Annotated in this window: 23 protein-coding genes; 10 read left to right on the plus strand and 13 right to left on the minus strand. The window is 72.1% G+C overall.

The genetic code is table 11. From position 1 onward, the window contains the following. Positions 1 to 35: 35 nt before the first annotated feature. Both AC07F3_RS21995 and AC07F3_RS22000 read right to left on the minus strand, forming a co-directional pair. The gene (locus tag AC07F3_RS21995) at positions 36 to 401 is read right to left on the minus strand and encodes a DUF1330 domain-containing protein (RefSeq protein WP_479116155.1); all 366 of its coding nucleotides are present in this window, start codon (positions 399 to 401) and stop codon (positions 36 to 38) included. Between the two features lie 181 nt (positions 402 to 582). Continuing rightward, positions 583 to 1,620: an NAD(P)-dependent alcohol dehydrogenase gene (locus tag AC07F3_RS22000; protein ID WP_479116156.1), complete on the minus strand. Its 1,038-nt coding sequence runs from the start codon at positions 1,618 to 1,620 to the stop codon at positions 583 to 585. 158 nt (positions 1,621 to 1,778) lie between these two features. Here AC07F3_RS22000 and AC07F3_RS22005 point away from each other — a divergent pair, with 158 nt between their 5' ends. Then, a complete protein-coding gene (locus tag AC07F3_RS22005) occupies positions 1,779 to 2,636 on the plus strand; it encodes a helix-turn-helix domain-containing protein (RefSeq protein WP_479116157.1) in 858 nt (285 codons plus the stop codon). Positions 2,637 to 2,714: 78 nt separating this feature from the next. Here the strand turns inward: AC07F3_RS22005 and AC07F3_RS22010 are convergent, their stop codons facing one another. Together AC07F3_RS22010 and AC07F3_RS22015 are read right to left on the minus strand one after the other, a co-directional pair. After that, positions 2,715 to 3,983 (minus strand): L,D-transpeptidase, encoded by a 1,269-nt coding sequence (locus AC07F3_RS22010; protein WP_479116158.1) that lies wholly within the window; start codon positions 3,981 to 3,983, stop codon positions 2,715 to 2,717. A gap of 215 nt (positions 3,984 to 4,198) precedes the next feature. Next, complete coding sequence (locus AC07F3_RS22015) at positions 4,199 to 4,525, minus strand: hypothetical protein (RefSeq protein ID WP_479116159.1); 327 nt, start codon at positions 4,523 to 4,525, stop codon at positions 4,199 to 4,201. Positions 4,526 to 4,633: 108 nt separating this feature from the next. Here AC07F3_RS22015 and AC07F3_RS22020 point away from each other — a divergent pair, with 108 nt between their 5' ends. After that, a complete protein-coding gene (locus tag AC07F3_RS22020) occupies positions 4,634 to 4,915 on the plus strand; it encodes an LPXTG cell wall anchor domain-containing protein (RefSeq protein ID WP_479116160.1) in 282 nt (93 codons plus the stop codon). A gap of 98 nt (positions 4,916 to 5,013) precedes the next feature. Here AC07F3_RS22020 and hutH read toward each other — a convergent pair whose 3' ends face one another. From hutH to AC07F3_RS22045, 5 genes are all read right to left on the minus strand, one after another. Then, positions 5,014 to 6,555 (minus strand): histidine ammonia-lyase, encoded by a 1,542-nt coding sequence (gene hutH, locus AC07F3_RS22025; protein WP_479116278.1) that lies wholly within the window; start codon positions 6,553 to 6,555, stop codon positions 5,014 to 5,016. 413 nt (positions 6,556 to 6,968) lie between these two features. Continuing rightward, on the minus strand, positions 6,969 to 8,102 hold the full coding sequence (locus tag AC07F3_RS22030) for a GGDEF domain-containing protein (RefSeq protein ID WP_479116161.1): 1,134 nt from the start codon (positions 8,100 to 8,102) through the stop codon (positions 6,969 to 6,971). Positions 8,103 to 8,189: 87 nt separating this feature from the next. Beyond that, on the minus strand, positions 8,190 to 8,978 hold the full coding sequence (locus AC07F3_RS22035; protein ID WP_479116162.1) for an enoyl-CoA hydratase/isomerase family protein: 789 nt from the start codon (positions 8,976 to 8,978) through the stop codon (positions 8,190 to 8,192). 84 nt (positions 8,979 to 9,062) lie between these two features. After that, the gene (locus AC07F3_RS22040) at positions 9,063 to 10,274 is read right to left on the minus strand and encodes an adenylate/guanylate cyclase domain-containing protein (RefSeq protein WP_479116163.1); all 1,212 of its coding nucleotides are present in this window, start codon (positions 10,272 to 10,274) and stop codon (positions 9,063 to 9,065) included. Between the two features lie 180 nt (positions 10,275 to 10,454). Next, positions 10,455 to 11,309 (minus strand): biotin--[acetyl-CoA-carboxylase] ligase, encoded by an 855-nt coding sequence (locus AC07F3_RS22045; protein ID WP_479116164.1) that lies wholly within the window; start codon positions 11,307 to 11,309, stop codon positions 10,455 to 10,457. Positions 11,310 to 11,440: 131 nt separating this feature from the next. On the opposite strand from AC07F3_RS22045, the gene AC07F3_RS22050 reads away from it, so the two are divergent. Both AC07F3_RS22050 and AC07F3_RS22055 read left to right on the plus strand, forming a co-directional pair. Further along, positions 11,441 to 13,042, plus strand: a complete 1,602-nt coding sequence (locus AC07F3_RS22050; protein WP_479116165.1) for an acyl-CoA carboxylase subunit beta — start codon at positions 11,441 to 11,443, stop codon at positions 13,040 to 13,042. A 20-nt stretch (positions 13,043 to 13,062) separates the two neighbouring features. Then, positions 13,063 to 13,269, plus strand: a complete 207-nt coding sequence (locus tag AC07F3_RS22055) for an acyl-CoA carboxylase epsilon subunit (protein WP_479116166.1) — start codon at positions 13,063 to 13,065, stop codon at positions 13,267 to 13,269. Between the two features lie 398 nt (positions 13,270 to 13,667). Here the strand turns inward: AC07F3_RS22055 and AC07F3_RS22060 are convergent, their stop codons facing one another. Next, the gene (locus AC07F3_RS22060) at positions 13,668 to 14,948 is read right to left on the minus strand and encodes an SGNH/GDSL hydrolase family protein (protein ID WP_479116167.1); all 1,281 of its coding nucleotides are present in this window, start codon (positions 14,946 to 14,948) and stop codon (positions 13,668 to 13,670) included. 232 nt (positions 14,949 to 15,180) lie between these two features. Between AC07F3_RS22060 and mmpB the strand changes: the two genes are divergently transcribed. Together mmpB and AC07F3_RS22070 are read left to right on the plus strand one after the other, a co-directional pair. Then, positions 15,181 to 15,309 carry a morphogenic membrane protein MmpB gene (gene mmpB, locus AC07F3_RS22065; RefSeq protein ID WP_479116168.1) on the plus strand — a complete coding sequence of 43 codons (129 nt, stop codon included), beginning with the start codon at positions 15,181 to 15,183 and terminating at the stop codon, positions 15,307 to 15,309. Between the two features lie 29 nt (positions 15,310 to 15,338). Further along, entirely contained in the window at positions 15,339 to 15,950 is a 612-nt protein-coding gene (locus AC07F3_RS22070) for a Maf family protein (protein WP_114037018.1), read from the plus strand. 9 nt (positions 15,951 to 15,959) lie between these two features. On the opposite strand, the gene AC07F3_RS22075 is transcribed toward AC07F3_RS22070, so the two are convergent. Beyond that, on the minus strand, positions 15,960 to 16,397 hold the full coding sequence (locus tag AC07F3_RS22075) for a hypothetical protein (protein ID WP_479116279.1): 438 nt from the start codon (positions 16,395 to 16,397) through the stop codon (positions 15,960 to 15,962). Between the two features lie 393 nt (positions 16,398 to 16,790). On the opposite strand from AC07F3_RS22075, the gene AC07F3_RS22080 reads away from it, so the two are divergent. Together AC07F3_RS22080 and AC07F3_RS22085 are read left to right on the plus strand one after the other, a co-directional pair. Beyond that, positions 16,791 to 18,545, plus strand: coding sequence for an acetyl/propionyl/methylcrotonyl-CoA carboxylase subunit alpha (locus AC07F3_RS22080; protein ID WP_479116169.1), 1,755 nt, complete (start codon positions 16,791 to 16,793; stop codon positions 18,543 to 18,545). 332 nt (positions 18,546 to 18,877) lie between these two features. Continuing rightward, complete coding sequence (locus AC07F3_RS22085) at positions 18,878 to 19,456, plus strand: TetR/AcrR family transcriptional regulator (RefSeq protein WP_479116170.1); 579 nt, start codon at positions 18,878 to 18,880, stop codon at positions 19,454 to 19,456. A gap of 6 nt (positions 19,457 to 19,462) precedes the next feature. On the opposite strand, the gene AC07F3_RS22090 is transcribed toward AC07F3_RS22085, so the two are convergent. After that, complete coding sequence (locus tag AC07F3_RS22090; protein ID WP_479116171.1) at positions 19,463 to 20,419, minus strand: DeoR/GlpR family DNA-binding transcription regulator; 957 nt, start codon at positions 20,417 to 20,419, stop codon at positions 19,463 to 19,465. Positions 20,420 to 20,572: 153 nt separating this feature from the next. After that, the gene (locus AC07F3_RS22095) at positions 20,573 to 22,012 is read right to left on the minus strand and encodes an NAD(P)H-quinone dehydrogenase (RefSeq protein WP_120721740.1); all 1,440 of its coding nucleotides are present in this window, start codon (positions 22,010 to 22,012) and stop codon (positions 20,573 to 20,575) included. A gap of 224 nt (positions 22,013 to 22,236) precedes the next feature. Here AC07F3_RS22095 and AC07F3_RS22100 point away from each other — a divergent pair, with 224 nt between their 5' ends. Both AC07F3_RS22100 and AC07F3_RS22105 read left to right on the plus strand, forming a co-directional pair. Then, positions 22,237 to 22,674 (plus strand): gamma-glutamylcyclotransferase family protein, encoded by a 438-nt coding sequence (locus tag AC07F3_RS22100; RefSeq protein ID WP_100575073.1) that lies wholly within the window; start codon positions 22,237 to 22,239, stop codon positions 22,672 to 22,674. Positions 22,675 to 22,906: 232 nt separating this feature from the next. Continuing rightward, entirely contained in the window at positions 22,907 to 23,728 is an 822-nt protein-coding gene (locus AC07F3_RS22105; protein WP_479116172.1) for a purine-nucleoside phosphorylase, read from the plus strand. Positions 23,729 to 23,753 lie beyond the last annotated feature (25 nt).

A 23,753-nucleotide genomic window follows, 5' to 3' on the forward strand; every position in this document is an offset into this window, starting at 1 on the left:
CTTGGGCTCGCGCCTGCACTCACCGCGGCCGGGCCCTACCCATGCTCCGCCGTGACCGCGAGCTGCGCCGCGCGGAACGCGGCGGCCGTCCGCCCCGCGTCATAGCCGTCCGCGACGCCCTCGACGAGGACCACGTCGCCCGGGATGTGGTCGGCGCGCAGCGGGATGAGCTCCTGGTAGGCGGCGGAGTCGTACCAGGCGCGCGCCTCCTCGATGCCCGGGAAGCCGATGATCACGAGCGCCTCGGGCCACGCGCCCTCGCGGACCTCCAGGGGCGCGTTGTGCACGAGGAAGCGGCCGCCGAAGGGGGCCAGCGTGGCCTGGATGCGCTCCATGTAGACGAAGACCTGCTCGTCCAGGTGGGTGGGCGGGCGCAGGTTGCCGATGGCGTAAGCGGTCACGTCGTCCTCCTGGCGTTGGTCTTCCGTGCGAACGCTCCGATCATGTCCCGGCCGTGCGGGGGCGGTCGATTACCGCCGGGGTAAGGCAGGCGTGCCGACGGCCCCGGAGGCGGGGGTTCCTCCGGGGCCGTCGGCGGGCTCGGCCGGGCCGGATCGATCCGGCGCGGTCGGGCCGGGCGGATCAGATCGTGGCGGTGTCGATCACGAAGCGGTAGCGCACGTCGCTGGCGAGCACCCGCGCGTACGCCTCGTTGATCTGGTCGGCGCGGATCAGCTCGATCTCGGCACCCAGGCCGTGCTCGGCGCAGAAGTCGAGCATCTCCTGGGTCTCGGCGATGGAGCCGATCATCGAACCGGCGAGGATCTTGTTGCCGCCGATGAGGCCGAACATGTTGAGCGCGTTCGGCTCCTCGGGGGCGCCCACGTTGACGAACGCGCCGCCGGTCTTCAGGAGCGAGAGGTACGCGCCCAGGTCCAGCGGCGCGGACACGGTGGAGACGATGAGGTCGAGCGAGCCCGCGAGCTGCTTGAAGGTGTCCTCGTCGCTGGTCGCGTAGTAGTGGTCGGCGCCCAGCTTGAGGCCGTCGTCCTTCTTGCGCAGCGACTGGCTGAGCACGGTCACCTCGGCGCCCATCGCGTGCGCGATCTTCACGCCCATGTGACCGAGGCCGCCGAGCCCGAGGATGGCGACCTTCTTGCCGGGGCCCGCCTGCCAGCGCTTGAGCGGGGAGTACAGGGTGATCCCGGCACACAGCAGCGGGGCCGCGACGTCCAGCGGGATGCTGTCGGGGATGCGCAGGGTGTGGTCGGCGTCCACGACGATGTGGGTGGAGTAGCCGCCGTAGGTGGGCAGCCCGTCCTTGCCGACGGCGTTGTAGGTGGAGGTGCCGTTGGCGCAGAACTGGTTCTGCCCCGACACGCAGGCCTCGCACACCCCGCAGGAGTCGACGAAGCAGCCCACTCCCGCGCGGTCGCCGACCTGGAACCGGGTGACGGCGGAGCCGACCTCGGTGATCACACCGGCGATCTCGTGGCCCGGCACCATCGGGAAGATGGCCTGGCCCCAGCCCTCGTTGGCCTGGTGGATGTCGGAGTGACAGATACCGGCGTACTTGATCTCGATGAGTACGTCGTTCGGGCCCACCGGGCGGCGTTCGATGGTGGTGCGCTCCAGCGGAGCCTTGGCGGCGGGGGCGGCGTAGGCGGCGACGGTGGTCATTGCCGTTCTCCTCAGATCTTCGGGTACGCCATCCAGCCTGCCCCAGTCGGCGCCCGCCACCCAGACACCTGTTCTGCCTACGACCAGCGTGCGTACCACTGACAGGGTCAGGCTCGTGGTCGTACGACCAGGGCGGGGACCACGGATACTGGGGTGTCATGGACCAGCGCGCCGAACTCAGCGAATTCCTCCGCTCCCGCCGGGCCCGGCTGAAGCCGGAGGACGTGGGGCTGCCCGACCACGGGCGCCACCGCAGGGTGCCGGGGCTGCGCCGGGAGGAGCTGGCTCAGCTGGCCGGGGTGTCGGTGGCGTACTACACGCGCCTGGAGCAGGGCAACGCGCAGAACGTGTCGGTGGAGGTCCTGGAGGCGATCGGGCGGGCGCTGCGCCTGAACGACACCGAGCAGAACCACCTCACCCACCTCGCCAAGGGCAAGGCGAAGAAGAAGCGCGCCTCGGCGGCCCGGGCGCACGAGTTCCGTCCGGCGCTCCAGCAGCTCATCGACGCGATGGAGGGCGTGCCCGCCTACCTCGTCGGGCCGCGCCTGGACATCCTCGCCTGGAACCGGATGGCGGCCGCGCTGCTCGGCGACCTGTCCCGGCTGCCGCCGCAGGAGCGGAACCTGGCGCGCCACGTCTTCCTCGACCCGGCGTCGCGTTCGCTGTACGTCGACTGGCACAACAAGGCCGTCGACGTGGTGAGCGTGCTGCGGCTGTGCGCGGGCTGCTATCCCGACGATCCCCAACTCACGGCGCTGATCGGGGAGTTGTCGGTCAAGAGCGAGGAGTTCCGCTCCATGTGGGCGGCGCACACCGTCGCCGACAAGGGACACGGCGTGAAGCGGCTGCGCCACCCGGTGGTGGGCGAGCTGACGCTGGCGTACGAGACGCTGAAGCTGCCGGACGCGCACGACCTGTCGCTGGTCACCTTCCACGCGGAGCCGGGCTCGGCGTCACAGGAGTCGCTGCGGCTGCTCGGCAGCTGGAGCGCCGACCAGCCGGTGCGGGCGGCCTGAGGGCTCCGCCACGGGCGAGGGCCCCGGCATGCGGGGCCCTCGGCGAACTGACGGCCCCCGCCGGGGGCCCGTGGTGGATCAGACGGCGGAGCCGGCCTTCCACTGGTCCCAGCTCATGTTCCAGCCGTTGAGGCCGTTGTCGGGCTGGACCGTCTTGTCGTGGGAGTTCTTGACGATGACGACGTCGCCGGTGATCGAGTTGTTGTAGAACCAGGCGGCCGAGGTGCCGTCGTCGCCGGCGCCCTTGGTGTCGGACAGGCCGACGCAGCCGTGGCTGGTGTTGGCGCTGCCGAAGATCGACTTGGCGCCCCAGTAGTTGCCGTGGATGAAGGTGCCGGAGGCCGACAGGCGCATGGCATGCGGCACGTCCTTGATGTCGTACTCGCCCTTGCCGTCGTCGTCCGTGAAGCCGACCGTCGCACCGTTCATGCGGGTCTCCTTGTACTTCTCGGAGATCACCATCTGACCGTTGTACGTCGGGTGCTCCGGGGAGCCCGCGGAGATCGGGATGGACTTCACGACCTTGCCGTCCTGGGTGACGGTCATGGTGTGGGTGTTCGCGTCCACGGTGGAGACCTGGTTGCGGCCGATCTTGAAGGTGACCGTCTTCTCCTGGACACCGGTGATGCCGTTGGAGGCCTCGACGCCGTCGAGGTCCATCTTCATGGTGACGGTCGAGTTCTCCTTCCAGTACTCCTGCGGGCGGAAGTCCAGGCGCTGCGAGCCGAACCAGTGCCCGACGACCTCCTGGCCGCTGCTGGAGGAGACGGTGATCTTGGCCTGCACGCCCTTCTTGTTGGTGATCGCCTTGTCGAAGTTGATCGACACCGGCATGCCGACACCGACGGTGGAGCCGTCCTCGGGCGTGAAGCTGCCTATGAAGCTGTTCTTCGGGGAGACGGTGGTGAAGGAGGCGTTCTCGTGCGCCTGGCGCCCCTTGGCGTCCGCCGCGGTCGCACTGATCTTGTACGTGGCCGAGCGCTTCAGCTGCTTGTCGGGCGCCCAGCTCAGCCCGTCGGCGGATATCTTCCCGGTGACCTTGTCGCCGTCGGCGGAGGTCAGCGTGACGTCGGTCAGCTTGCCCTGGGCGACGGTGACCTTGGTGTCGCTGTTGATGCCGACGTTGGTGGCGCCGTTCTTCGGCGTGATGGTGATCTTGGCGTCCGAGGTGTCCTTCGCGGCCGCCTTGTCGGCCGCCGCCTGGGCCGACGACGAGCTGTCGGCCTTGGCACCCTTGTCGCCGCCACCGTTGCAGGCAGAAAGGACCAGTACGCCGCCGAGCACCGCGCACGCCGCCGCGAGACCCTGCTTGCGCCGCTTACTCTCCGTCTTCACACGCTTCTCCATCGTCGCCGTCCCCCGAAAGTCATCACGTCTAGAACATCAGACCGCTCGCCGTGGTTCCGCAGCGGGGGGTGAATGTGGGGCACACCACGCGCGGGCGGACGGGTCGGGGCGGGACGGTGCAAGATCACCGAAAGGCGTCCGGCCCCTCCCGCCCCGACCGGCCGCGCGCACCGGTCAGTCGTGGTCAGGCCGCCGCCCGTTCGCGGCGGCTCTGTTCACTCCTCGTCATTGCTGTCCTCCTCGTCCAGGTCCCATTCCTCGTCGTCGGGGTCGTAGCCGACCCGCTCGCTGCTCCAGGAGGCCTGGACCAGCTCCGCCCCCGGCAGCGCGTCCACGAGGTCCACGGGGTCCACGAGGTAGGCGAGGGCCTCCGCTCCGTCTTCCCGTACGGCCGCCTCGGCATGCGCGCGTTCCTCGGGCCGCATCGCCGGGTCCTCGGCGATCCGTCCGAGAGCGGCCGCCGCCAACTGGTCCGCGTCCTCGATCTCCAGGACCAAATCGACGCGGAGCCGCACATACCGTGATGTCTCTTCTTCGCTCATGCCAGGGAGCGTAGGGCTCAAGCCAACCTCGACTTTCCCGCGACCCGCTGCTTTCACTAGCATCAGCGCATCCCGCCAATTCGACGTACTCGCAAGGGGATCGCTCACTTGTCCGTCGCTCGTCGTCCCCTGCTCACCGCCACCGCGGCGGGCACCCTGCTCTGCGCCCTGTGGTTCGTCCCGTCCGCCAACGCGACGGACGAGCAACGCCCTTCGGCCACCCCCGCGCACTCCGCGTACCGGGCCGCCCCCGCCCCCTCCGAAGGCCCCGTCGCCCTCGCCGACACCGGCGGCGCGGACACCTCCCCCTATCTGGTCGGCGGCACCCTGTTCCTGGGGCTGGGGGCGGGGTTCGTGACGTACTCGGTCCGCCGCTCGCGGACCTGCTGACCTCGCCGACTACCGCTCGGTACACGGGAGTTGACGACAGGAAAGGGGCCGCCCGGGATGTGACATCCCGGGCGGCCCCTGCCGTAGTAGCGAACCGGTCAGGCGAGCCGACCCGTCACCGGCTCCACCGCGGCGACCAGCCCGCCCTCGCGTACGAAGGCGTCGGCGGCGGCCAGGTCGGGGGCGAGGAAGCGGTCCGGGCCCGGGCCCTGGACACCGGCCGCGCGGGCCGCGGCGATGGCGGCCTGCGAGGCGGGCGCGGGGGTGAGGCCCTTGCGCAGCTCGATGCCGCGGGTCGCCGCGTACATCTCGACGGCGATGATGCGGGCCAGGTTGTCGACGGCGGTGCGCAGCTTGCGCGCGGCCGACCAGCCCATGGACACGTGGTCCTCCTGCATGGCGGAGGACGGGATGGAGTCCGCGGAGGCGGGCACCGCGAGCCGCTTCATCTCGCTGACCAGGGCGGCCTGCGTGTACTGGGCGATCATCAGGCCCGAGTCGACACCGGCGTCGTCGGCGAGGAACGGCGGCAGGCCGTGGCTGCGGTTCTTGTCGAGGAGGCGGTCGGTGCGGCGCTCGGTGATCGAGCCGAGGTCGGCGGCGGCGATCGCGAGGAAGTCGAGGACGTAGGCGACCGGGGCGCCGTGGAAGTTGCCGTTGGACTCGACCCGTCCGTCGGGCAGCACCACCGGGTTGTCGACGGCGGAGGCCAGCTCGCGCTCGGCGACGGTCAGGGCGTACGCGATCGTGTCGCGACCCGCGCCGTTGACCTGCGGGGCGCAGCGCACCGAGTACGCGTCCTGGACGCGGGGCGCCTCTTCCTCCTGGAAGTGGCCGGTCAGGCCCGAACCCTTGAGCACCGCCAGCATGTTGGCGGCCGAGGCGCCCTGGCCGGGGTGCGGCCGGATGGCGTGCAGCTCGGGGGCGAGCACCTTGTCGGTGCCGAGGAGCGCTTCGAGGGAGAGCGCGGCGGTGATGTCGGCCGAGGTGTAGAGCTTCTTCAGGTCGGCGATGGCCATGCAGAGCATGCCGAGCATGCCGTCGGTGCCGTTGAGGAGGGCCAGGCCCTCCTTCTCGCGCAGCTCCACGGGGGTGATCCCGGCCGCGGCGAGCAGCTCGCCCGCGGGCTTCACGACCCCGTCGGGGCCCTCGGCGTCGCCCTCGCCCATGAGGGTCAGGGCGCAGTGCGACAGCGGCGCGAGGTCGCCGGAGCAGCCGAGCGAGCCGTACTCGTGGACGACCGGCGTGATGCCCGCGTTGAGCACGTCGGCCATGGTCTGCGCGACCGACGGGCGTACGCCGGTGTGCCCGGAGGCGACGGTCTTCAGGCGCAGGAACATGAGCGCGCGGACGACCTCGCGCTCCACCCGCGGGCCCATGCCGGCCGCGTGCGAGCGCACGATGTTGCGCTGGAGCTGGGCGCGGAGGTCGGGGCTGATGTGCCGGGAGGCGAGGGCACCGAAGCCGGTGGAGACGCCGTACACCGGCTCCGGCTTGGCGGCCAGCGCGTCGACGATCTCGCGGGCCCTGGCCAGCGCGGCGAGCGCCTCGGCGGAGAGCTCGACCTTCGCGTTGCCGCGGGCCACGGCGATGACGTCCTCGGGGGTGGTCTCGGAGGTCCCCACCACGACAGTGTGCATATCCATATTCAGCACCCTACGGATTGAATCCCGTCATGTCACTAGCGGAGCGGCGGGTAGCTCCTTACCCACCCCCTGGGACTCCGCCCCAGACCCCGGAGGCCCCACCCCGCCCCTTCCCTAAACCCTCCGGGGGTGAAGACGCTCCTGGGGGCTCCGCCCCCAGACCCCCGATCGCGCCTTAAGGGCGCTCGTCCTCAAACGCCGGACGGGCTGAAGATGCCAGCACCGGCCCGCACCAGTACCGCCAGGGGCGCGGGGAACTGCGCGAGAGGCGGGCACGGTCGACGGACGAAAACGGGGTTAGGGGCGCGGGGAACTGCGCGGGAAGTGGGCACGGTCCGCAGGCGGACGAGGGGTCGGGGGCGCGGGGAACTGCGCGAGGCGGGGCGCGGATACGGAGGGCGTGGGGGTCAGCCTCGGCCGCGGAAGCGGCGGCGGTCGTGGGGAGGGGAGGGCGGGTTCTCGGCGAGGCGCAGGACCGCCCCGTCCCGCCCCGCCACCACCGGCTTCGCCGACCGAGCCGCCTTCGCCCGGTACTGGGCGGCGTCGGCCAGGCGGAAGAGACGGCGGGCCGAGCGGACGGGCCCGATCGGGTCCCCCGTCGAGGCCACCCCGCACGCCACCCCCTCCCCCAGCTCCAACTCCCCCGCCCGCAGGCAGAGTTCCTCGCCCACGGCCACGACCTCGTCCGCGGAGGGCCCCACCGAGAGCAGGCAGAACTCGTCGCCGCCGAGCCGCGCCGCCAGCGCACCGGGCAGCATCGCCCCGCACAGCGAGAGCACCGAGCCGAAGCGCTCCAGGAGCCGGTCCCCCACGGCATGGCCCAGCGTGTCGTTGACCCGCTTGAGCCCGTTCAGATCGCAGACGACGAGGCTGACGACCGAGCCGTCGGCGCGGTGCCGCTCGATGGCCTCGTCCAGCCTCATGTCGACCGCGCGCCGGTTGGCGAGCCCGGTGAGCGGATCGGTGTAGGCGAGGCGGCGCACCTCTTCGAGGCGTTCGGTCTGCGCGATGCCCGCCGCCGCGACGGAGGCCAGCACGGTGGCGAAGTCCGCGTCGGCCGCGTCGAAGACGGGCACCCCGACCGGACGCGCCACGTACAGCTCGCCCCAGGCCCGCCCGTGCAGCACGATCGGGGCGACCACGCAGCAGCCCCGGCCGCGCCTGCGCAGCGCGGTCACCCGCTCGTGGCAGTAGCCCACCTCGCCCTCGGGCGGCGCGACGGCGGTCTCGACCCAGGCGTTGGGCTCGCCGCCGCCCGCCCACCGCTCGTGCAGGAACTCGGTGATCTCGGGGAACTGGTGCACCGGGTACGTCTCGTCGTCGGGGAACTCCTCCTCCCCGTGGGCCCGTTCGCCCTCGTTCACCAGCACCCGGAGGCGGCCGAGCTCGCGCTCCCACACCGAGAGCGCGGCGAAGTTCCCGCCGAGCGCGTCCCGCGCGCCGAGCGCCGCGGCGCGCCACGACTCGCGCGGCGTGTGTGCCGCGGCCATGGTCTGTGCCAGCGAAACCACGGCCCGCAGCCGGGCATCCTCTCCACCCATTCCTCCAGCTTAGGGAGGTTTAGGAGGTTTTGACCCACGGGACGCCGTCATGCGGCCGGACGGCAGCGGGTGCTTGGACCACCCGGATCACTCCCCGGGCCACTGCGGCTTCCGCTTCTCGTTGAACGCGGCGACACCCTCCGCGCGGTCCCCGGAGAAGGCCACCGAGCGCCACGCCGCGTCCTCGACCTCCAGGCCCGCCCGCAGGTCGAGGCCCTGGCCGAGCCGCATCGCCCGCTTCGCCGCCCGCAGCCCGACCGGCGAGTTGGCCGCCATGCGCCCGGCGAGCGCGAGCGCCTCGGTCCGGGCGTCCCCGGCCAGGACGTCGACGAGCCCCAACTCCCTTGCCTCCACGGCCTCGACGCGGCGCGCGGTGAAGACCAGCTCCGCCGCGCGGGCCGCGCCGACCCGGCGCGGCAGGAGCTGCGTACCGCCGCCGCCGGGGATGACGCCGACCGACACCTCGGGCAGGCCGACCACCGCGGTGGCGTCCGCCACGATCACGTCGCAGGCCAGCGCCAGCTCGAAGCCGCCGCCGAGCGCGAAGCCGTGCACGGCGGCGACGGTGGGCATGGGCAGTTCGAGTACGCCGGTGTAGGCGGCGCGGGCGGTGGGGCGCTGGCGTACGAGCTCGGCGTCCGTGAGGGAGTTGCGCTCCTTCAGGTCGGCGCCGACGCAGAAGGCCCGCTCGTTCGTCGAGGTCACGACGGTGACCCGGGCGTCGGGGTCGGCGGCGAGCGCCTCGCAGGCGGCGGCGATGGAGCGGGCCATCTCCGTGGAGACGGCGTTCATGGCCTTGGGCCGGTCGAGCACCAGCTCGGCGACGTACCCCTCGCGCCGCACGACGACGAACTCCCCGAACCGCTGCTCAGCCATGGCAACCCCTCCGTTAACGAACGTTACGTCGGGGGCGATCCTAGGGCGTGGCGATGGCTGCGGCCATGGGCCTCCGGGCAGTGCCTAGGCTTCGCGCCGGTGCAGGAGCCAGGGCTCCACCACGCCGAGGCCGCGCACGGGCCGCTGCCACATGGGCTGGAGCGAGAAGCGGTACTTCGCGGGGGCGGCCGGCTCCTCGCCCTCCTTCCCGGCCTTCTCGGCGGCCAGCGCGTCCTGCGCGGCCTGCGCCTCGGAGACGGGGGCGTCGCCGGTGCGGGACAGTTCCTCGGCGAACGCCCCGTCGACCAGGACGGCGTCCTTCGGCGCTATCGAGGTGAGGCGGCTGGCGAGGTTCACGGTGGTGCCGAACACGTCGCCCATCCGGGTCGTGACGGTGCCGAACGCGATGCCCACCCGCAGCGCGGGCATCGTCTCGTCCCCGGCCATCGTCTCGATGAGCCGCAGCGAGATCTCGGCCGCGGTGCCCGCGTCGTCGGCGGCGAACAGGACCTCGTCGCCCAGCGTCTTGATGAGCCGTCCGCCATGGGCGGCGACCAGGTCGGCCGCGGTCGTCTCGAAGGCCTCGACCAGCTCGCCGAGCTCCTCCTCCTCAAGGCGCCGGGTGAGCCGGGTGAACCCGACCAGGTCGGCGAAGCCCACCGCGAGGCGGCGGTCCACCATCTCCTCGTCGTCGGCGGCCTGCACCACGCGCCCGGTGGCGGCGGCCAGCTGGCGCCGCCACACGTAGACGAGGAACTCCTCCAGCTCGGGCAGCAGCAGCTCGACCAAGGGGTAGGTGACCTCGGTACGCGTCATGCCCGGCTCGGGGGGTTCGGTCAGGCCCTCCAGAAAAGAATCGATCTGCCATTCGGCCAGCCGGGCGGTGGTCTGCCCCGTGGAGCGCGCGACCTGCACCGCCATCGGCTCGCTGAGCAGCCCCGCCTCGACCAGACCGGCGAGCCGCCGCAGGGCCAGCACGTCGGCCTCGGTGAGCGCCTTGGCCTGCCCGATGTCGGCGAACCCCATGGCCCGCCAGAACCGGGACGCCAGCTCCATCGAGACGCCCGCGGTACGGGCCGCCTGGAAGGGGGTGTAGCGCCGGTCCGCGCCGAGGATCAGCTGCTCGAGCCGGATGGCGAGCGGGTCGTCGGTGGGCTCGGCGGTGTGGTCGACGGCGTGGTGCGGCGTCGGGTACGCCGAGGCCGGGGCGTCCGAAGGGGTGCCGGAGGCGCCTTTGGAGCTGCCGCCGGTACCGGTACCGGCGCCCGCCCCGGACCGTGTCTCGTCGACGGTCACCGGCCGCCTCCTGCCCGTTGCCTGCGCACTGCCCTGCCGATCTGTCGCTGGATCGGGCTCAACGATACGGCAGGTGTGCCGTAGCTCACGTCTCCTCCCCCTGGCGGGGGCGCCTCCCCCGGCCACTCGGCGGGCGCGGCCCGGTGGGGCGGGCCCTCCGGCGCGGAGAGGCGGCGCCCGTCACCCGGCGCGCAGATGCACGATGTCGCCCGCCGCCACCGGCCGCCGGACACCCTCCTCCGTGGCCAGGACCAGGCGCCCGTCCCCGTCCACCGCGACCGCCTCACCCCGTACCGACTGCCCGCCCGGCAGCTCCGCACGCACCGAGCGGCCGAGCGTCGCGCAGCCCGCGGCGTACGCCTCCTGGAGGCCGGACGCCGCCGGGTCGCCCGCAGCGTCGCGCCACGTCCCGTACCACTGCTCCAGGGAGCGCAGCACCGCCCGCAGCAGGGTGTCGCGGTCCGTGGAGACGGCACCGGCGAGCGCGAGGGAGCCCGCGCCGGGCACGGGGAGCTCGTCGGCGCGCAGCGTCACGTTGAGGCCGATGCCCACGACGACGCCCTCCGCGCCCGCCCGCTCGGCGAGGATGCCTCCCGCCTTGCGCTCCTCGGCGCCCACGGTGACCAGGAGGTCGTTGGGCCACTTCAGCGCCGTGTCGACGCCCGCCGCCCGCGCGAGCCCCGTCGCCACCGCGACCCCGGTGAGCAGCGGCAGCCACCCCCACCGCTCCACCGGGACCGACGCACCGGGCTTGAGCAGGACGGAGAAGAACAGCCCGGAGCGGGCCGGCGCCGACCAGCGCCGGTCCAGGCGCCCGCGCCCCGCGGTCTGCTCCTCGGCGACCAGGACCGCTCCCTCGTCGAGCCCGTCCGCCTTGGCCGCGAGGTCGGAGTTGGTGGAGCCGGTCGCGGTGACCACGTCCAGGGACGTCCACAGGGAGTCCGGCCCCAGCAGGGCGCGGCGCAGCGCGGTGGTGTTCAGGGGCGGCCGGTCCAGGTCGGACCAGCGGCTGTCGGAAGCGTCCGGGGGTGTCATGCAGCCAGGTTAGGCCGCAATTGCAAGCCGCCCCGGGTGTGGCAAACGCCGCACTGCCGAACCGTATCCGCGCCACTACCCTACGAGTCAGTAGCCACCACCCCCGTGACCAGGCAGGGAGCCGCATCCCGATGTCCGAGCCGGAAAACGCCCAGAGCGACGCCACCGTCGACATCCACACCACCGCCGGAAAGCTCGCGGATCTTCAGCGTCGTATCGACGAGGCGACCCACGCCGGCTCCGCGCGCGCGATCGAAAAGCAGCACGCCAAGGGCAAGTTGACGGCCCGTGAGCGGGTCGAGCTCCTGTTGGACGAGGGCTCGTTCGTGGAGCTCGACGAGTTCGCCCGGCACCGCTCCACCAACTTCGGGATCGAGAAGAACCGCCCGTACGGCGACGGCGTGGTCACCGGGTACGGGACCGTCGACGGGCGCCCGGTGTGCGTCTACTCGCAGGACTTCACCATCTTCGGCGGCTCGCTGGGCGAGGTGTACGGCGAGAAGATCGTGAAGGTCATGGACTTCGCGATGAAGACCGGCTGCCCGGTCATCGGCATCAACGACGGCGGCGGCGCCCGCATCCAGGAGGGCGTGGTCGCGCTCGGCCTGTTCGCCGAGATCTTCCGCCGCAACGTGCACGCCTCCGGCGTGGTCCCGCAGATCTCGCTGATCGTCGGCCCGTGCGCGGGCGGCGCGGTGTACTCCCCCGCGATCACCGACTTCACGGTGATGGTCGACCAGACCTCGCACATGTTCATCACCGGGCCCGACGTCATCAAGACCGTCACCGGCGAGGACGTGGGCTTCGAGGAGCTGGGCGGCGCCCGCACCCACAACACCACCTCGGGCGTGGCCCACCACATGGCGGGCGACGAGAAGGACGCCATCGAGTACGTCAAGTCGCTGCTGTCGTACCTGCCGTCGAACAACCTGAGCGAGCCCCCGGCCTTCCCCGAGGAGGCCGACCTGGAGACCTCGGACGAGGACCGCGAGCTCGACGCGCTCATCCCGGACTCGGCGAACCAGCCGTACGACATGCACACGGCCATCGAGCACGTCCTGGACGACGGCGAGTTCCTGGAGACGCAGGCCCTGTTCGCGCCGAACATCATCACCGGCTTCGGCCGGGTGGAGGGCTTCCCGGTCGGCATCGTCGCCAACCAGCCGATGCAGTTCGCCGGTTGCCTCGACATCAACGCCTCCGAGAAGGCCGCGCGGTTCGTGCGCACCTGCGACGCCTTCAACGTGCCGGTGCTGACGTTCGTGGACGTGCCGGGCTTCCTGCCGGGCGTGGACCAGGAGTACGGCGGCATCATCCGCCGCGGCGCCAAGCTGATCTACGCGTACGCCGAGGCGACGGTCCCGCTGATCACCGTCATCACGCGCAAGGCGTTCGGCGGCGCCTACGACGTCATGGGCTCCAAGCACCTGGGCGCCGACCTCAACCTGGCCTGGCCGACCGCGCAGATCGCGGTGATGGGCGCGCAGGGCGCGGTGAACATCCTGCACCGCCGCACGATCGCCGCGGCCGAGGACCAGGAGTCGACCCGCGCCGAGCTGATCGCGGACTACGAGGACACCCTGCTCAACCCGTACATCGCGGCCGAGCGCGGCTACGTCGACGCGGTGATCATGCCGTCCGAGACCCGCGCCCACATCGTGCGGGGCCTGCGTCAGCTGCGGACGAAGCGGGAATCCCTCCCTCCGAAGAAGCACGGCAACATCCCCCTCTAGCCACCCCGCAAGGAGCCGCTGTGATCAAGGTCGTACGGGGCAATCCGACCCCGGAGGAGCTGGCCGCCGCCCTGGCGGTGGTCCAGGCGCGCGCCGCGGCGACGGCTTCGGCCGCGCCCGGTGCGCCACAGCCGCCCGAGGGCTGGTCCGACCCGGCCCGGATAGCCCGGCGCGCGCTGCCGAGCCCGGGGGCGCGGTCCTGGGCCAGGACGTACTGGCCGGCGTGAGGGCGTCGCCGAGCTGAGGGCGTCGCCGAGCTGAGGGGTGCGGGCCTGTCGACGGTGGGCCGTCTATGGCCTTTCGCGCAGTTCCCCGCGCCCCTTTCCCCCTACGATCCGCGGACCGTGCCCGCTTGCTCGCGCCTTCCCCGCGCCCCCAAACCCCCTTTCGGCTGCGGGCCGTGCGTGGTTGCTCGCGCAGTTCCCCGCGCCCCTTGAAACCCGCTTTCGTCCGCCCGCCGTGCCCGCTTCTCGCGCAGTTCCCCGCGCCCCTGGCGGTACTGGGGCGGGCCAGTGCTGGCATCTTTAGCCCGTCCGGCGATTGAGGACGAGCGCCGTTCAGGCGCGAACGGGGGTGTGGGGGCGGAGCCCCCGCCGGGGTTCGAGGGGCGGAGCCCCTCAGGGGGTCAGAGGGCTTTGGCCAGTACCTCGGCCATGACCCGGTACCCCGCGTCGTTGGGGTGCAGCGCGTCACCCGAGTCATAGGCGGCGGCCAGCCGGTCGGGATCGCCCCCGGAGCCCAGCGCCTTGTCGAAGTCGACGACGGCGTCGAACGCACCGGCCGTCCGGATCCAGTCGTTGACCTCGCCGCTGACCCGCGCCGCGTGCACCCCCCAGTGGTCGGACCCCTTCAGCGGCAGCAGCGTGGCCCCCACGACGCGGAGCCCCCTGCCGTGCGCCTGGCGGATCAACTCCCGGTATCCAGCGATGAGTTGGGCGGTGGAGACGACCGGCGCGGGCTGGTACGTGGGCTGCGGCCTCGCCCCCTTCCGCGCCTCGCTGAACCCGATGTCGTTGAGGCCTTCGAGGACGACGACGGTGGAGGTGCCGGGCTGGTCGAGCACGTCCCGCTCGAACCGCGCGGCCGACCGCTCGCCGTACCAGGCCGAGTCGTTGAGCAGGAGGTTGCCTCCGATGCCCGCGTTGAGGACGGGCCGGCCGGTGCGTTCGGCCAGCGCGTCGGAGTAGCGCCGGTTGGCGCCCGGGGTGGAGCCGAAGCCGTCGGTGAGGGAGTCCCCAAACAGGACGATGCCGTTCCCCCTGGTCCGGCCGCTCACCTCGATGCCGGAGAGGTAGTACCACGACCGGCTCGACTCGGTGAAGGCACGGCCCGACGGGTCGGCGCGGTGGTCGCCCTCGGCCCGGTAGGTGTCGGTGAAGCCCTGGGCGTGGAAGGTGGCGGGCCCGGTGGTCCCGGCGAAGTAGAGCGTGACGGTGACCGACTCCAGCCTTTCGACGCCGAGCGCCGCGGCGTCGCTGCGCAGCTCGCCGTGGGCCGGAATGCTCACCGACCTGCTGCCGCCGAAGGTCAACTCCCTTACGGAGCCGGGCTCGACGTCCGCCCCCTTCCCCGCTCGGGCGACGGTGGCGCCGGTGAGGGCGAGCGGTGAGGTGCCGTACGCGTTGGAGAGCCGGACGCGGATCCGGTCGCCCCCTTCAGTGACGCGCACGACCTGGCGCACGCTCTGCCGCGAGAAGCCCTCCTGCGACCAGTTGGGCGTGAACCCGGTGGCAGCGAGCTGCGGGGACGCGGCCCAGGCGGCACCCCAAGCCAGGGGCCGCGCGGAGGACGGCTGCGCCCCGGCGAGCAGGGCGAGGGCCGCGGCCCCGGCGGCGAGCGGCACGGCGCCCCGGCGACCGGCCGCGCGGACGTACGCGTTCCTCGACTTGTTCACGGATTCACTCATGGCGGATCTCCCCTGTTCCTTCCGCGAACCGCCGACGTGGCACTCGCTAACGGTTCACTGGTTCCGTTAAGTCAGCACAGTAACAGCCCCGTCGGACTAATGGAACCTGGGAACCTTTTAGCGGGACGGGAGTAAATGCCTCCGGTCGAACGGGAGATGAAGTACGGGACACCGGGCGGCCTGAGTACCCGTACTCAGGCGCACTTCGAGCGCCGGTCGCACTATCGAGGGCATGCTGTGGTCAGACCCGGAGAACGAGCCGCCGAAGGAACTGCGCGACGCCCAGGCGATGATGCGCCGGGCGGGGCTGTTCCTCGCGCTGGCCATGGTGGCCGCGATGCTCGTCGTCGGCCTGCACTGAGGCCCACGGCGGTGGCCGGGACGCCTACGATGGCGCCCATGACTGCTCAGCGCCGCGTCGTCCTCGCCTCCCAATCACCCGCCCGGCTCGGGCTGCTCCGCCAGGCGGGGCTCGCCCCCGAGGTGATCGTCAGCGGCGTCGACGAGGACGCGCTGACCGCGCCCAGCCCCGCCGAACTCGCCCTCGTACTCGCCGAGGCGAAGGCCGACGCGGTGGCCGTCCGCCCCGAGGCCGCCGACGCGCTGGTCATCGGCTGCGACTCGGTGCTCGAACTGGACGGCCAGGCGCTCGGCAAGCCCGCCGACGCCGAGGACGCCACGGCCCGCTGGAAGTCGATGCGCGGCCGGTCCGGGGTGCTCCAGACCGGGCACTGCGTGATCGACACCGCGACCGGCGAGCGCGCCTCGGCGACCGCGTCCACAGTCGTACGGTTCGGCGAGCCCACCGACGCGGAGATCGCGGCGTACGTGGCGAGCGGTGAACCCCTTTACGTGGCGGGGGCGTTCACGCTCGACGGCCGCTCGGCACCCTTCGTCGACTCCATCGAGGGCGACCACGGCAACGTCATCGGCCTCTCGCTGCCGCTGCTGCGCAGGCTGCTCGCCGCGCTCGGCGTCTCGATCACCGACCTCTGGGCCTGACGCCCCCGCTCAGGCGGCGGCGGGGGTGCCGTCCGGCGCCCCGTCCTGCGGCACCGGCCGTTCCTTCACGTACGCCAGGAGGACGAAGACCAGCAGGGCGAGCACGACCATCATGCAGGCGAACGCGGGCCAGCCGACCAGACCCACGGTGAGCGCGCCGAGCACGCCGTGCACCACCGCGCAGGCGATCACCGCGATGCGGGCGACGCGGCCGGGGGCCCGGTCGCGTACGCCGGTGATCAGCAGGATCACCCCGCAGGCGGCGAGGAAGAGTCCGAACAGGGCGCCCGCGACCCACGCTCCGGTGGATATCGCGTGCGGATCGAGGCCCGCCATCGACATGTGCTGACTGTCGGCGACCTTGCCCAGCACCCAGTTGACGAGCACCACGGCACACGCCTCGGCGAAGAGAACGAGCGCGGCCACGATGGCGATCGGTCGGCGCAACACCGCGCGACACCCCCTGTTACCCCTAGTACGGCTGGGTTGCGCACGCTACTAACCGGTAATGCTTCGTACAAGAGTCTGGACAACAACCGTGGCCGGTCCGCGACCCCGCCCCTCGCCGCGCGGGCACCGGGCCGCAAAGAATCATTCGGCCATTCGTAGGGACTCCACAAAGAAACGCACGGACCTGCTGGCCGCCGGGACAGAGACCTTGACCACACCGCACCGCTACTGTGCGGTACGGGAGCCCGGCGTACCGTGGTGCGACAAGGGATTTCGCGACTTGAGCGTGCCTCGAATCACACTCCGTGTGGGCAAGCTCACCATTGGGGATGGGTCGTAAGCCAGTGTGCGGCTTCCCTAAACTCAGCTTGTTTCAAGGAGGGAGCCATCGTGCGCAAGGTGCTCATCGCCAACCGTGGCGAAATCGCTGTCCGCGTTGCCCGGGCCTGCCGGGATGCCGGAATCGCGAGCGTAGCCGTCTACGCCGATCCGGACCGGGATGCACTGCATGTCCGGGCAGCGGACGAGGCATTCGCCCTGGGCGGTGACACCCCGGCGACCAGCTACCTGGACATCGCCAAGGTGCTCGCGGCCGCGGCCGACTCGGGGGCGGACGCCGTCCACCCGGGTTACGGATTCCTTTCCGAGAACGCCGAGTTCGCCCAGGCGGTACTCGACGCGGGCCTGACCTGGATCGGCCCGCCGCCGCAGGCCATCCGTGACCTCGGCGACAAGGTGGCGGCCCGTCACATCGCCCAGCGCGCCGGTGCTCCGCTGGTCGCGGGCACCCCGGACCCGGTCTCGGGCTCCGACGAGGTCGTCGCGTTCGCGCGGGAGCACGGCCTGCCCATCGCGATCAAGGCCGCCTTCGGCGGCGGCGGCCGCGGCCTCAAGGTCGCCCGCACCCTCGAAGAGGTACCGGAGCTGTACGACTCCGCCGTGCGCGAGGCCGTCGCGGCCTTCGGCCGGGGGGAGTGCTTCGTCGAGCGCTACCTCGACAAGCCCCGCCACGTCGAGACCCAGTGCCTGGCCGACCAGCACGGCAACGTGGTCGTGGTCTCCACGCGTGACTGCTCGCTCCAGCGCCGCCACCAGAAGCTGGTCGAGGAGGCGCCCGCCCCGTTCCTCACGGAGGCTCAGAACGCGGAGCTGTACGCCGCGTCCAAGGCCATCCTGAAGGAGGCCGGTTACGTCGGCGCGGGCACCGTCGAGTTCCTCGTCGGCGCCGACGGCACGATCTCCTTCCTTGAGGTCAACACCCGCCTCCAGGTGGAGCACCCGGTCACCGAAGAGGTCACCGGCATCGACCTGGTCCGCGAGATGTTCCGCATCGCCGACGGCGAGGAACTCGGCTACGGCGACCCGGTCATGCGCGGCCACTCCTTCGAGTTCCGCATCAACGGCGAGGACCCGGGCCGCGGCTTCCTGCCCGCGCCCGGCACCGTGACCGTGTTCGCGCCGCCCTCGGGTCCGGGCGTGCGCCTGGACGCGGGCGTCGAGTCCGGCTCCGTCATCGGCCCCGCCTGGGACTCGCTCCTGGCCAAGCTGATCGTGACCGGCGCGACGCGTGAGCAGGCCCTCCAGCGCGCGGCGCGCGCGCTCGCCGAGTTCAACGTCGAGGGCATGGCCACCGCGATCCCCTTCCACCGCGCGGTCGTCGCCGACCCCGCGTTCACGGCCGACCCGTTCCGTATCCACACCCGGTGGATCGAGACCGAGTTCGTCAACGAGATCCCGGCGTTCACGGCCCCGGCCGACGCGGACACGGACGAGGAGCCGGGCCGCGAGACGGTCGTCGTCGAGGTCGGCGGCAAGCGTCTTGAGGTCTCCCTGCCGTCCTCGCTCGGCATGACGCTGGCCCGGACCGCCGCGGCGGGTGGCGCCAAGCCCAAGCGGCGTGCCGCGAAGAAGGCGGGCTCCGCCGCCTCCGGCGACACCCTCGCCTCTCCGATGCAGGGCACGATCGTCAAGGTCGCGGTCGAGGAGGGCCAGGAGGTCAAGGAGGGCGACCTCGTCGTCGTCCTGGAGGCCATGAAGATGGAGCAGCCGCTGAACGCGCACCGCTCCGGCACGATCAAGGGGCTGGCGGCGGAAGTCGGGGCCTCGGTCTCGTCCGGCGCGATGATCTGCGAGATCAAGGACTGACCCGCCCCACCCAGGAGCCCCGGCCGACCTCGGCCGGGGCTCCCGCGTTCCAACCCCCGGGGGCTCCGCCCCCAGCCCCCCCCGTTCGCGCCTGAACGGCGCTCGTCCTCAAATGCCGGACGGGCTGAAGATGCCCATGCAGGCCAGCACCGGTACTGCCAAGGGGCGCGGGGAACTGCGCGAGCAACCACGCACGGTCCGCAGACGAAGGGGCCCGGGGCGGAGCCCCAGGGGCGTCTTCCCCCGGAGGCCACGCGGCGGAGCCGCAGAGTGGCTCAGCGGAAGGGGGTCTGGGGCGGAGCCCCAGGGAGCCCGGGTGGCATGCTGGGGGGATGGATGGGAAAACGGGGGCAGGGGCCCGGCCCCTGCGGGCGGACGCACGACGCAACCACGACCGCCTGCTGGCAGCCGCCCGAACCGCCTTCGCGGAACACGGCACGGACACCTCCCTGGAGGACGTGGCCCGCAGGGCCGGCGTGGGCATCGGCACCCTGTACCGCCACTTCCCCACCCGCCACGCCCTGCTGAGCGCGGTGTTCCAGAGCGAGGTGGACGTACTCCTGGCCCGGTCAAGGGAGTTGCTGGACGCCGAGCAGCCCTGCACCGCCCTCATCGAGTGGCTGCGCGCCACCATCACGCACGCGGGGGTGTACCGAGGCCTGGCCCGGGCCCTCATGTCGGCGTCGGGCGACGCGAGTTCGGCCCTTTCCCGGTGCAGCGAGCCGATGCGCGAGGCGGGCGACGCCCTGCTCGTACGGGCCCGGGAGGCCGGTTCCGTACGGGCAGGCGTCACCATCGCCGACCTCATGCAGCTGACCAACGCCATCGCGTTGGCGGCCGAACAGTCCCCGGACGACCCGGAGTTGGCCGATCGGCTGCTGGCCCTGACCTACCGGGGCCTCAAGGACTGAGCCGGGTCAGCGCCGTCGCAGGTCCGCCACGCGGGCCCGCTCGCCGGGCCCCTGCGGCTCGCCCATCGCCGCGGCGCTGCGCAACTGCGGGCCCGCACCGGGTCCGTGGCTGCGGCGCTGGCCGGGCAGCGGCATGTCGCGGCGCGGTGGCCGGCCCGGGCCGTTCTCACCGGCCGCGCCCGAGGGGCCCGCCACGGCGATCTGCACCCCTTGGTCGGCGAGGGCCTGCAACTCGGTGACGGCCCGGTCGTCGTGGGCCGGGGGCTCGTCGGTGACCAGGCGGGTGATGACGTCGGTCGGCACCGTCTGGAACATGGTGTCGGTGCCGAGCTTGGTGTGGTCGGCCAGGACCACGACCTCGGCGGCCGCCTGGACCAGCGCGCGGTCCACGCTCGCGGAGAGCATGTTGGAGGTGGACAGGCCGCGCTCGGCGGTCAGCCCGCTCCCGGACAGGAAGGCGCGCGAGACCCGCAGGCCCTGGAGGGACTGCTCGGCGCCACTGCCCACCAGGGCGTAGTTGGAGCCGCGCAGGGTGCCTCCGGTCATGACGACCTCGACCCGGTTGGCGTGCGCCAACGCCTGTGCCACCAGCAGGGAGTTGGTGACGACGGTCAGGCCCGGGACCCGTGCGAGCCGGCGGGCCAGCTCCTGCGTGGTCGTCCCGGCGCCGACCACGATGGCCTCGCCCTCTTCGACGAGACCGGCGGCGAGATCGGCGATGGCCGTCTTCTCCGCGGTCGCTAGATGGGATTTCTGCGGGAAGCCGGACTCGCGGGTGAACCCGCCCGGCAGCACCGCACCGCCGTGCCGGCGGTCGAGGAGTCCTTCGGCCTCCAGCGCCCGCACGTCCCGCCGTACGGTCACTTCGGAGGTCTGGACGACGCGGGCGAGCTCACGGAGCGATACCGCACCGTTGGCGCGCACCATTTCGAGGATCAATTGGCGACGTTCTGCAGCGAACACGAAACTGACAGTAACCTGGGCGGCCGAATCTTTTCAGCAGTTTGCGCCGAATAACAGAAGGTGCACCCAAAGGGGGTCACCGAGTGGTATATGCCCGCCGGAAACCCACGTGGCCCGGCGCCCACTCGACAACCCCCCGTCCCACCAGGGAAGTTACGCCTCCCCGGCCTTCTTCCGGGTGTGCAGCTGACGGGCCACTTCGGCGATCGAGCCGGACAGTGACGGGTACACGGTGAACGCATTCGCGATCTGCTCGACCGTCAGATTGTTGTCGACCGCGATCGAGATCGGATGGATCAGTTCACTGGCGCGCGGCGCAACCACACAGCCGCCGACGATGATGCCGGTGCCCGGGCGGCAGAAGATCTTGACGAAGCCGTCCCGGATGCCCTGCATCTTGGCGCGCGGGTTGCGGAGCAGCGGCAGCTTGACGACCCGGGCGTCGATCTTGCCCGCGTCCACGTCGGCCTGGGTGTAGCCGACGGTGGCGATCTCGGGGTCGGTGAAGACGTTGGAGGAGACCGTCTTCAGGTTCAGCGGGGCCACCGCGTCGCCCAGGAAGTGGTACATGGCGATCCGGCCCTGCATCGCGGCGACCGAGGCCAGCGCGAAGATGCCGGTCACGTCGCCGGCCGCGTACACGCCGGGGGCGGAGGTGCGCGAGACCTTGTCGGTCCAGATGTGGCCCGACTCCTTGAGGCGTACGCCCGACTCCTCCAGGCCCATGTTCGCGGTGTTCGGGATCGCGCCGACGGCCATCAGGCAGTGGGAGCCGCTGATGACGCGGCCGTCGGAGAGGGTGACCTCGACGCGGTCGCCGACGCGCTTGGCGGACTCGGCGCGCGAGCGGGCCATGACGTTCATGCCGCGGCGGCGGAACACGTCCTCCAGGACGGCGGCCGCGTCCGGGTCCTCGCCGGGCAGCACCCGGTCGCGGGACGAGACGAGGGTGACCTTGGAGCCGAGCGCCTGGTAGGCGCCCGCGAACTCGGCGCCGGTGACGCCGGAACCGACCACGATGAGCTCCTCGGGGAGCTCGTCCAGGTCGTACACCTGCGTCCAGTTGAGGATCCGCTCGCCGTCGGGCTGTGCGTCGGGCAGCTCGCGCGGGCTTCCGCCGGTGGCGATGAGGACGGCCTCGCAGGTGAGCATCTCCTCGGTGCCGTCGGCCGCGGTGACGATCACGTCGCGGGTGCCGTCGATGCCCTGCGGCCCGGCGAGCCGGCCGCGGCCGCGCATGACCCGGGCGCCCGCGCGGGTCACCGAGGCGGTGATGTCGTGGGACTGGGCGAGCGCGAGGCGCTTGACGCGGCGGTTGACCTTGCCGAGGTCCACGCCGACGACCCGGGCGGACTGCTCCTCGGGAGGCGTGTCGTCGGCGACGAGGATGCCCAACTCCTCGTACGAAGAGTCGAAGGTGGTCATCACCTCGGCCGTCGCGATCAGGGTCTTCGACGGCACGCAGTCGGTCAGCACCGACGCCCCGCCCAGACCGTCGCAGTCCACGACGGTCACCTCCGCGCCGAGCTGGGCGCCCACCAGGGCCGCCTCGTATCCGCCCGGTCCGCCACCGATGATCACGATCCGCGTCACGAAAAAGTCCGCCTCGTAGTGTCGATCCCGGCCTGCCTGCCCGCCCGGCCGGGGGTCCGGGGCGGGGCCCCGGGGGAACGCAGTACGTACCTCATTGTCCCGCACGCTTCAAGTGTCCTCGCCCCGGGGGCGCCATTCGGCCGCCCTGGCGGGATCCGGCGGGGCCCGGGTGCGAACGGGCCGCGCGAAGTGCCCCCGCGGGCCACTGTCGTACCCTCGTCACCATGTCGCTCTACGCCGCGTACGCCGGCAACCTGGATCCGCGGCTGATGACCCGCCGCGCCCCGCACTCACCGCTGCGCGGCACCGGCTGGCTCAACGGCTGGCGCCTGACGTTCGGCGGGGAGCAGATGGGCTGGGAGGGCGCCCTCGCGACGATCGTCGAGGCACCCCGCTCGCAGGTCTTCGTCGCCCTGTACGACATCGCGCCGCTCGACGAGGAGTCGATGGACCGCTGGGAGGGGGTCGGGCTCGACATCTACCGCCGGATGCGGGTGCGGGTGCACACCCTCGACGGCGAGGAGGCGGCCTGGCTGTACGTCCTGAACGGGTACGAGGGCGGCCTGCCCTCGGCGCGGTACCTGGGCGAGCTGGCCGACGCGGCGGAGTCCGCGGGCGCGCCGCACGACTACGTGATGGAACTGCGCAAGCGGCCCTGCTGAGCCGGACCGAGGCCCGGCCCCCGAGTGGGGGCCGGGCCTCGCCCGTGTGCGACGCCGCTCTCGTGCGAAGCCACAAAGGGATCGGACAGGTCCGTTATCCTGCACATCTACGCGCGTAGGACTTCAGCGGTTACGCTCGTGCGCGTAATTCTTCTTTACCGGGGGAAAACCCCCGGACCCGGCCGGACAGTCACCGGGCGGGACGACGTTCCTTCGCGAGGCGAGAGACTCAGTGAACGCATCTGCCACCCCGGACCTGCTCCAGGACCCCCACGCCGCCGCCGACGCCGCCGCCGCGCGCCTGCGCGAGCTCACCGGCGCCGAGACCCACGACGTCGCCCTGGTGATGGGCTCCGGCTGGGCGCCGGCCGTCGACGCCCTCGGTGCCCCCGAGGCCGAGTTCCCCGTGACCGAGCTGCCGGGCTTCCCCCCGCCGGCCGTCGAGGGGCACGGCGGCAAGATCCGCTCGTACAAGATCGGTGACAAGCGCGCGCTGGTCTTCCTCGGCCGCACGCACTACTACGAGGGCCGCGGCGTCGCCGCCGTCTCGCACGGCGTGCGCACCGCCGTCGCCGCCGGCTGCAAGACCGTCGTGCTGACCAACGGCTGCGGCGGTCTGCGCGCGGGCATGCGCCCCGGCCAGCCGGTCCTCATCAGCGACCACATCAACCTGACGGCCACCTCGCCGATCATCGGCGCGAACTTCGTGGACCTCACCGACCTGTACTCGCCGCGGCTGCGCGCGCTGTGCAAGGAGGTCGACGAGACCCTGGAAGAGGGCGTCTACGTCCAGTTCCCCGGCCCGCACTACGAGACCCCGGCCGAGATCAACATGGTCCGCGTGCTCGGTGGCGACCTGGTCGGCATGTCGACCGTCCTTGAGGCCATCGCCGCCCGCGAGGCCGGCGCGGAGGTCCTCGGGATCTCGCTCGTCACCAACCTCGCCGCGGGCCTGACCGGCGAGCCGCTCAACCACGAAGAGGTGCTCCAGGCGGGCCGCGACTCGGCGGCGCGCATGGGCGAGCTGCTCACCCGGGTACTCGACCGCATCTGATCCCTTCTCGCGAAAGGCTGACAAC

The organism is Streptomyces sp. NPDC045846, from assembly GCF_056431605.1.

Coding starts and splice junctions, on each gene's coding strand:
- AC07F3_RS22085 (WP_479116170.1), top strand. CDS start 18,878: ATGGATGGGAAAACGGGGGCAGGGGCCCGGCCCCTGCGGGCGGACGCA.
- AC07F3_RS22060 (WP_479116167.1), bottom strand. CDS start 14,948: ATGAGTGAATCCGTGAACAAGTCGAGGAACGCGTACGTCCGCGCGGCC.
- AC07F3_RS22015 (WP_479116159.1), bottom strand. CDS start 4,525: ATGAGCGAAGAAGAGACATCACGGTATGTGCGGCTCCGCGTCGATTTG.
- AC07F3_RS22100 (WP_100575073.1), top strand. CDS start 22,237: ATGTCGCTCTACGCCGCGTACGCCGGCAACCTGGATCCGCGGCTGATG.
- mmpB (WP_479116168.1), top strand. CDS start 15,181: ATGCTGTGGTCAGACCCGGAGAACGAGCCGCCGAAGGAACTGCGCGAC.
- AC07F3_RS22030 (WP_479116161.1), bottom strand. CDS start 8,102: ATGGGTGGAGAGGATGCCCGGCTGCGGGCCGTGGTTTCGCTGGCACAG.
- AC07F3_RS22005 (WP_479116157.1), top strand. CDS start 1,779: ATGGACCAGCGCGCCGAACTCAGCGAATTCCTCCGCTCCCGCCGGGCC.
- AC07F3_RS22000 (WP_479116156.1), bottom strand. CDS start 1,620: ATGACCACCGTCGCCGCCTACGCCGCCCCCGCCGCCAAGGCTCCGCTG.
- hutH (WP_479116278.1), bottom strand. CDS start 6,555: ATGCACACTGTCGTGGTGGGGACCTCCGAGACCACCCCCGAGGACGTC.
- AC07F3_RS22070 (WP_114037018.1), top strand. CDS start 15,339: ATGGCGCCCATGACTGCTCAGCGCCGCGTCGTCCTCGCCTCCCAATCA.
- AC07F3_RS22050 (WP_479116165.1), top strand. CDS start 11,441: ATGTCCGAGCCGGAAAACGCCCAGAGCGACGCCACCGTCGACATCCAC.
- AC07F3_RS22035 (WP_479116162.1), bottom strand. CDS start 8,978: ATGGCTGAGCAGCGGTTCGGGGAGTTCGTCGTCGTGCGGCGCGAGGGG.
- AC07F3_RS22010 (WP_479116158.1), bottom strand. CDS start 3,983: ATGGAGAAGCGTGTGAAGACGGAGAGTAAGCGGCGCAAGCAGGGTCTC.
- AC07F3_RS22045 (WP_479116164.1), bottom strand. CDS start 11,309: ATGACACCCCCGGACGCTTCCGACAGCCGCTGGTCCGACCTGGACCGG.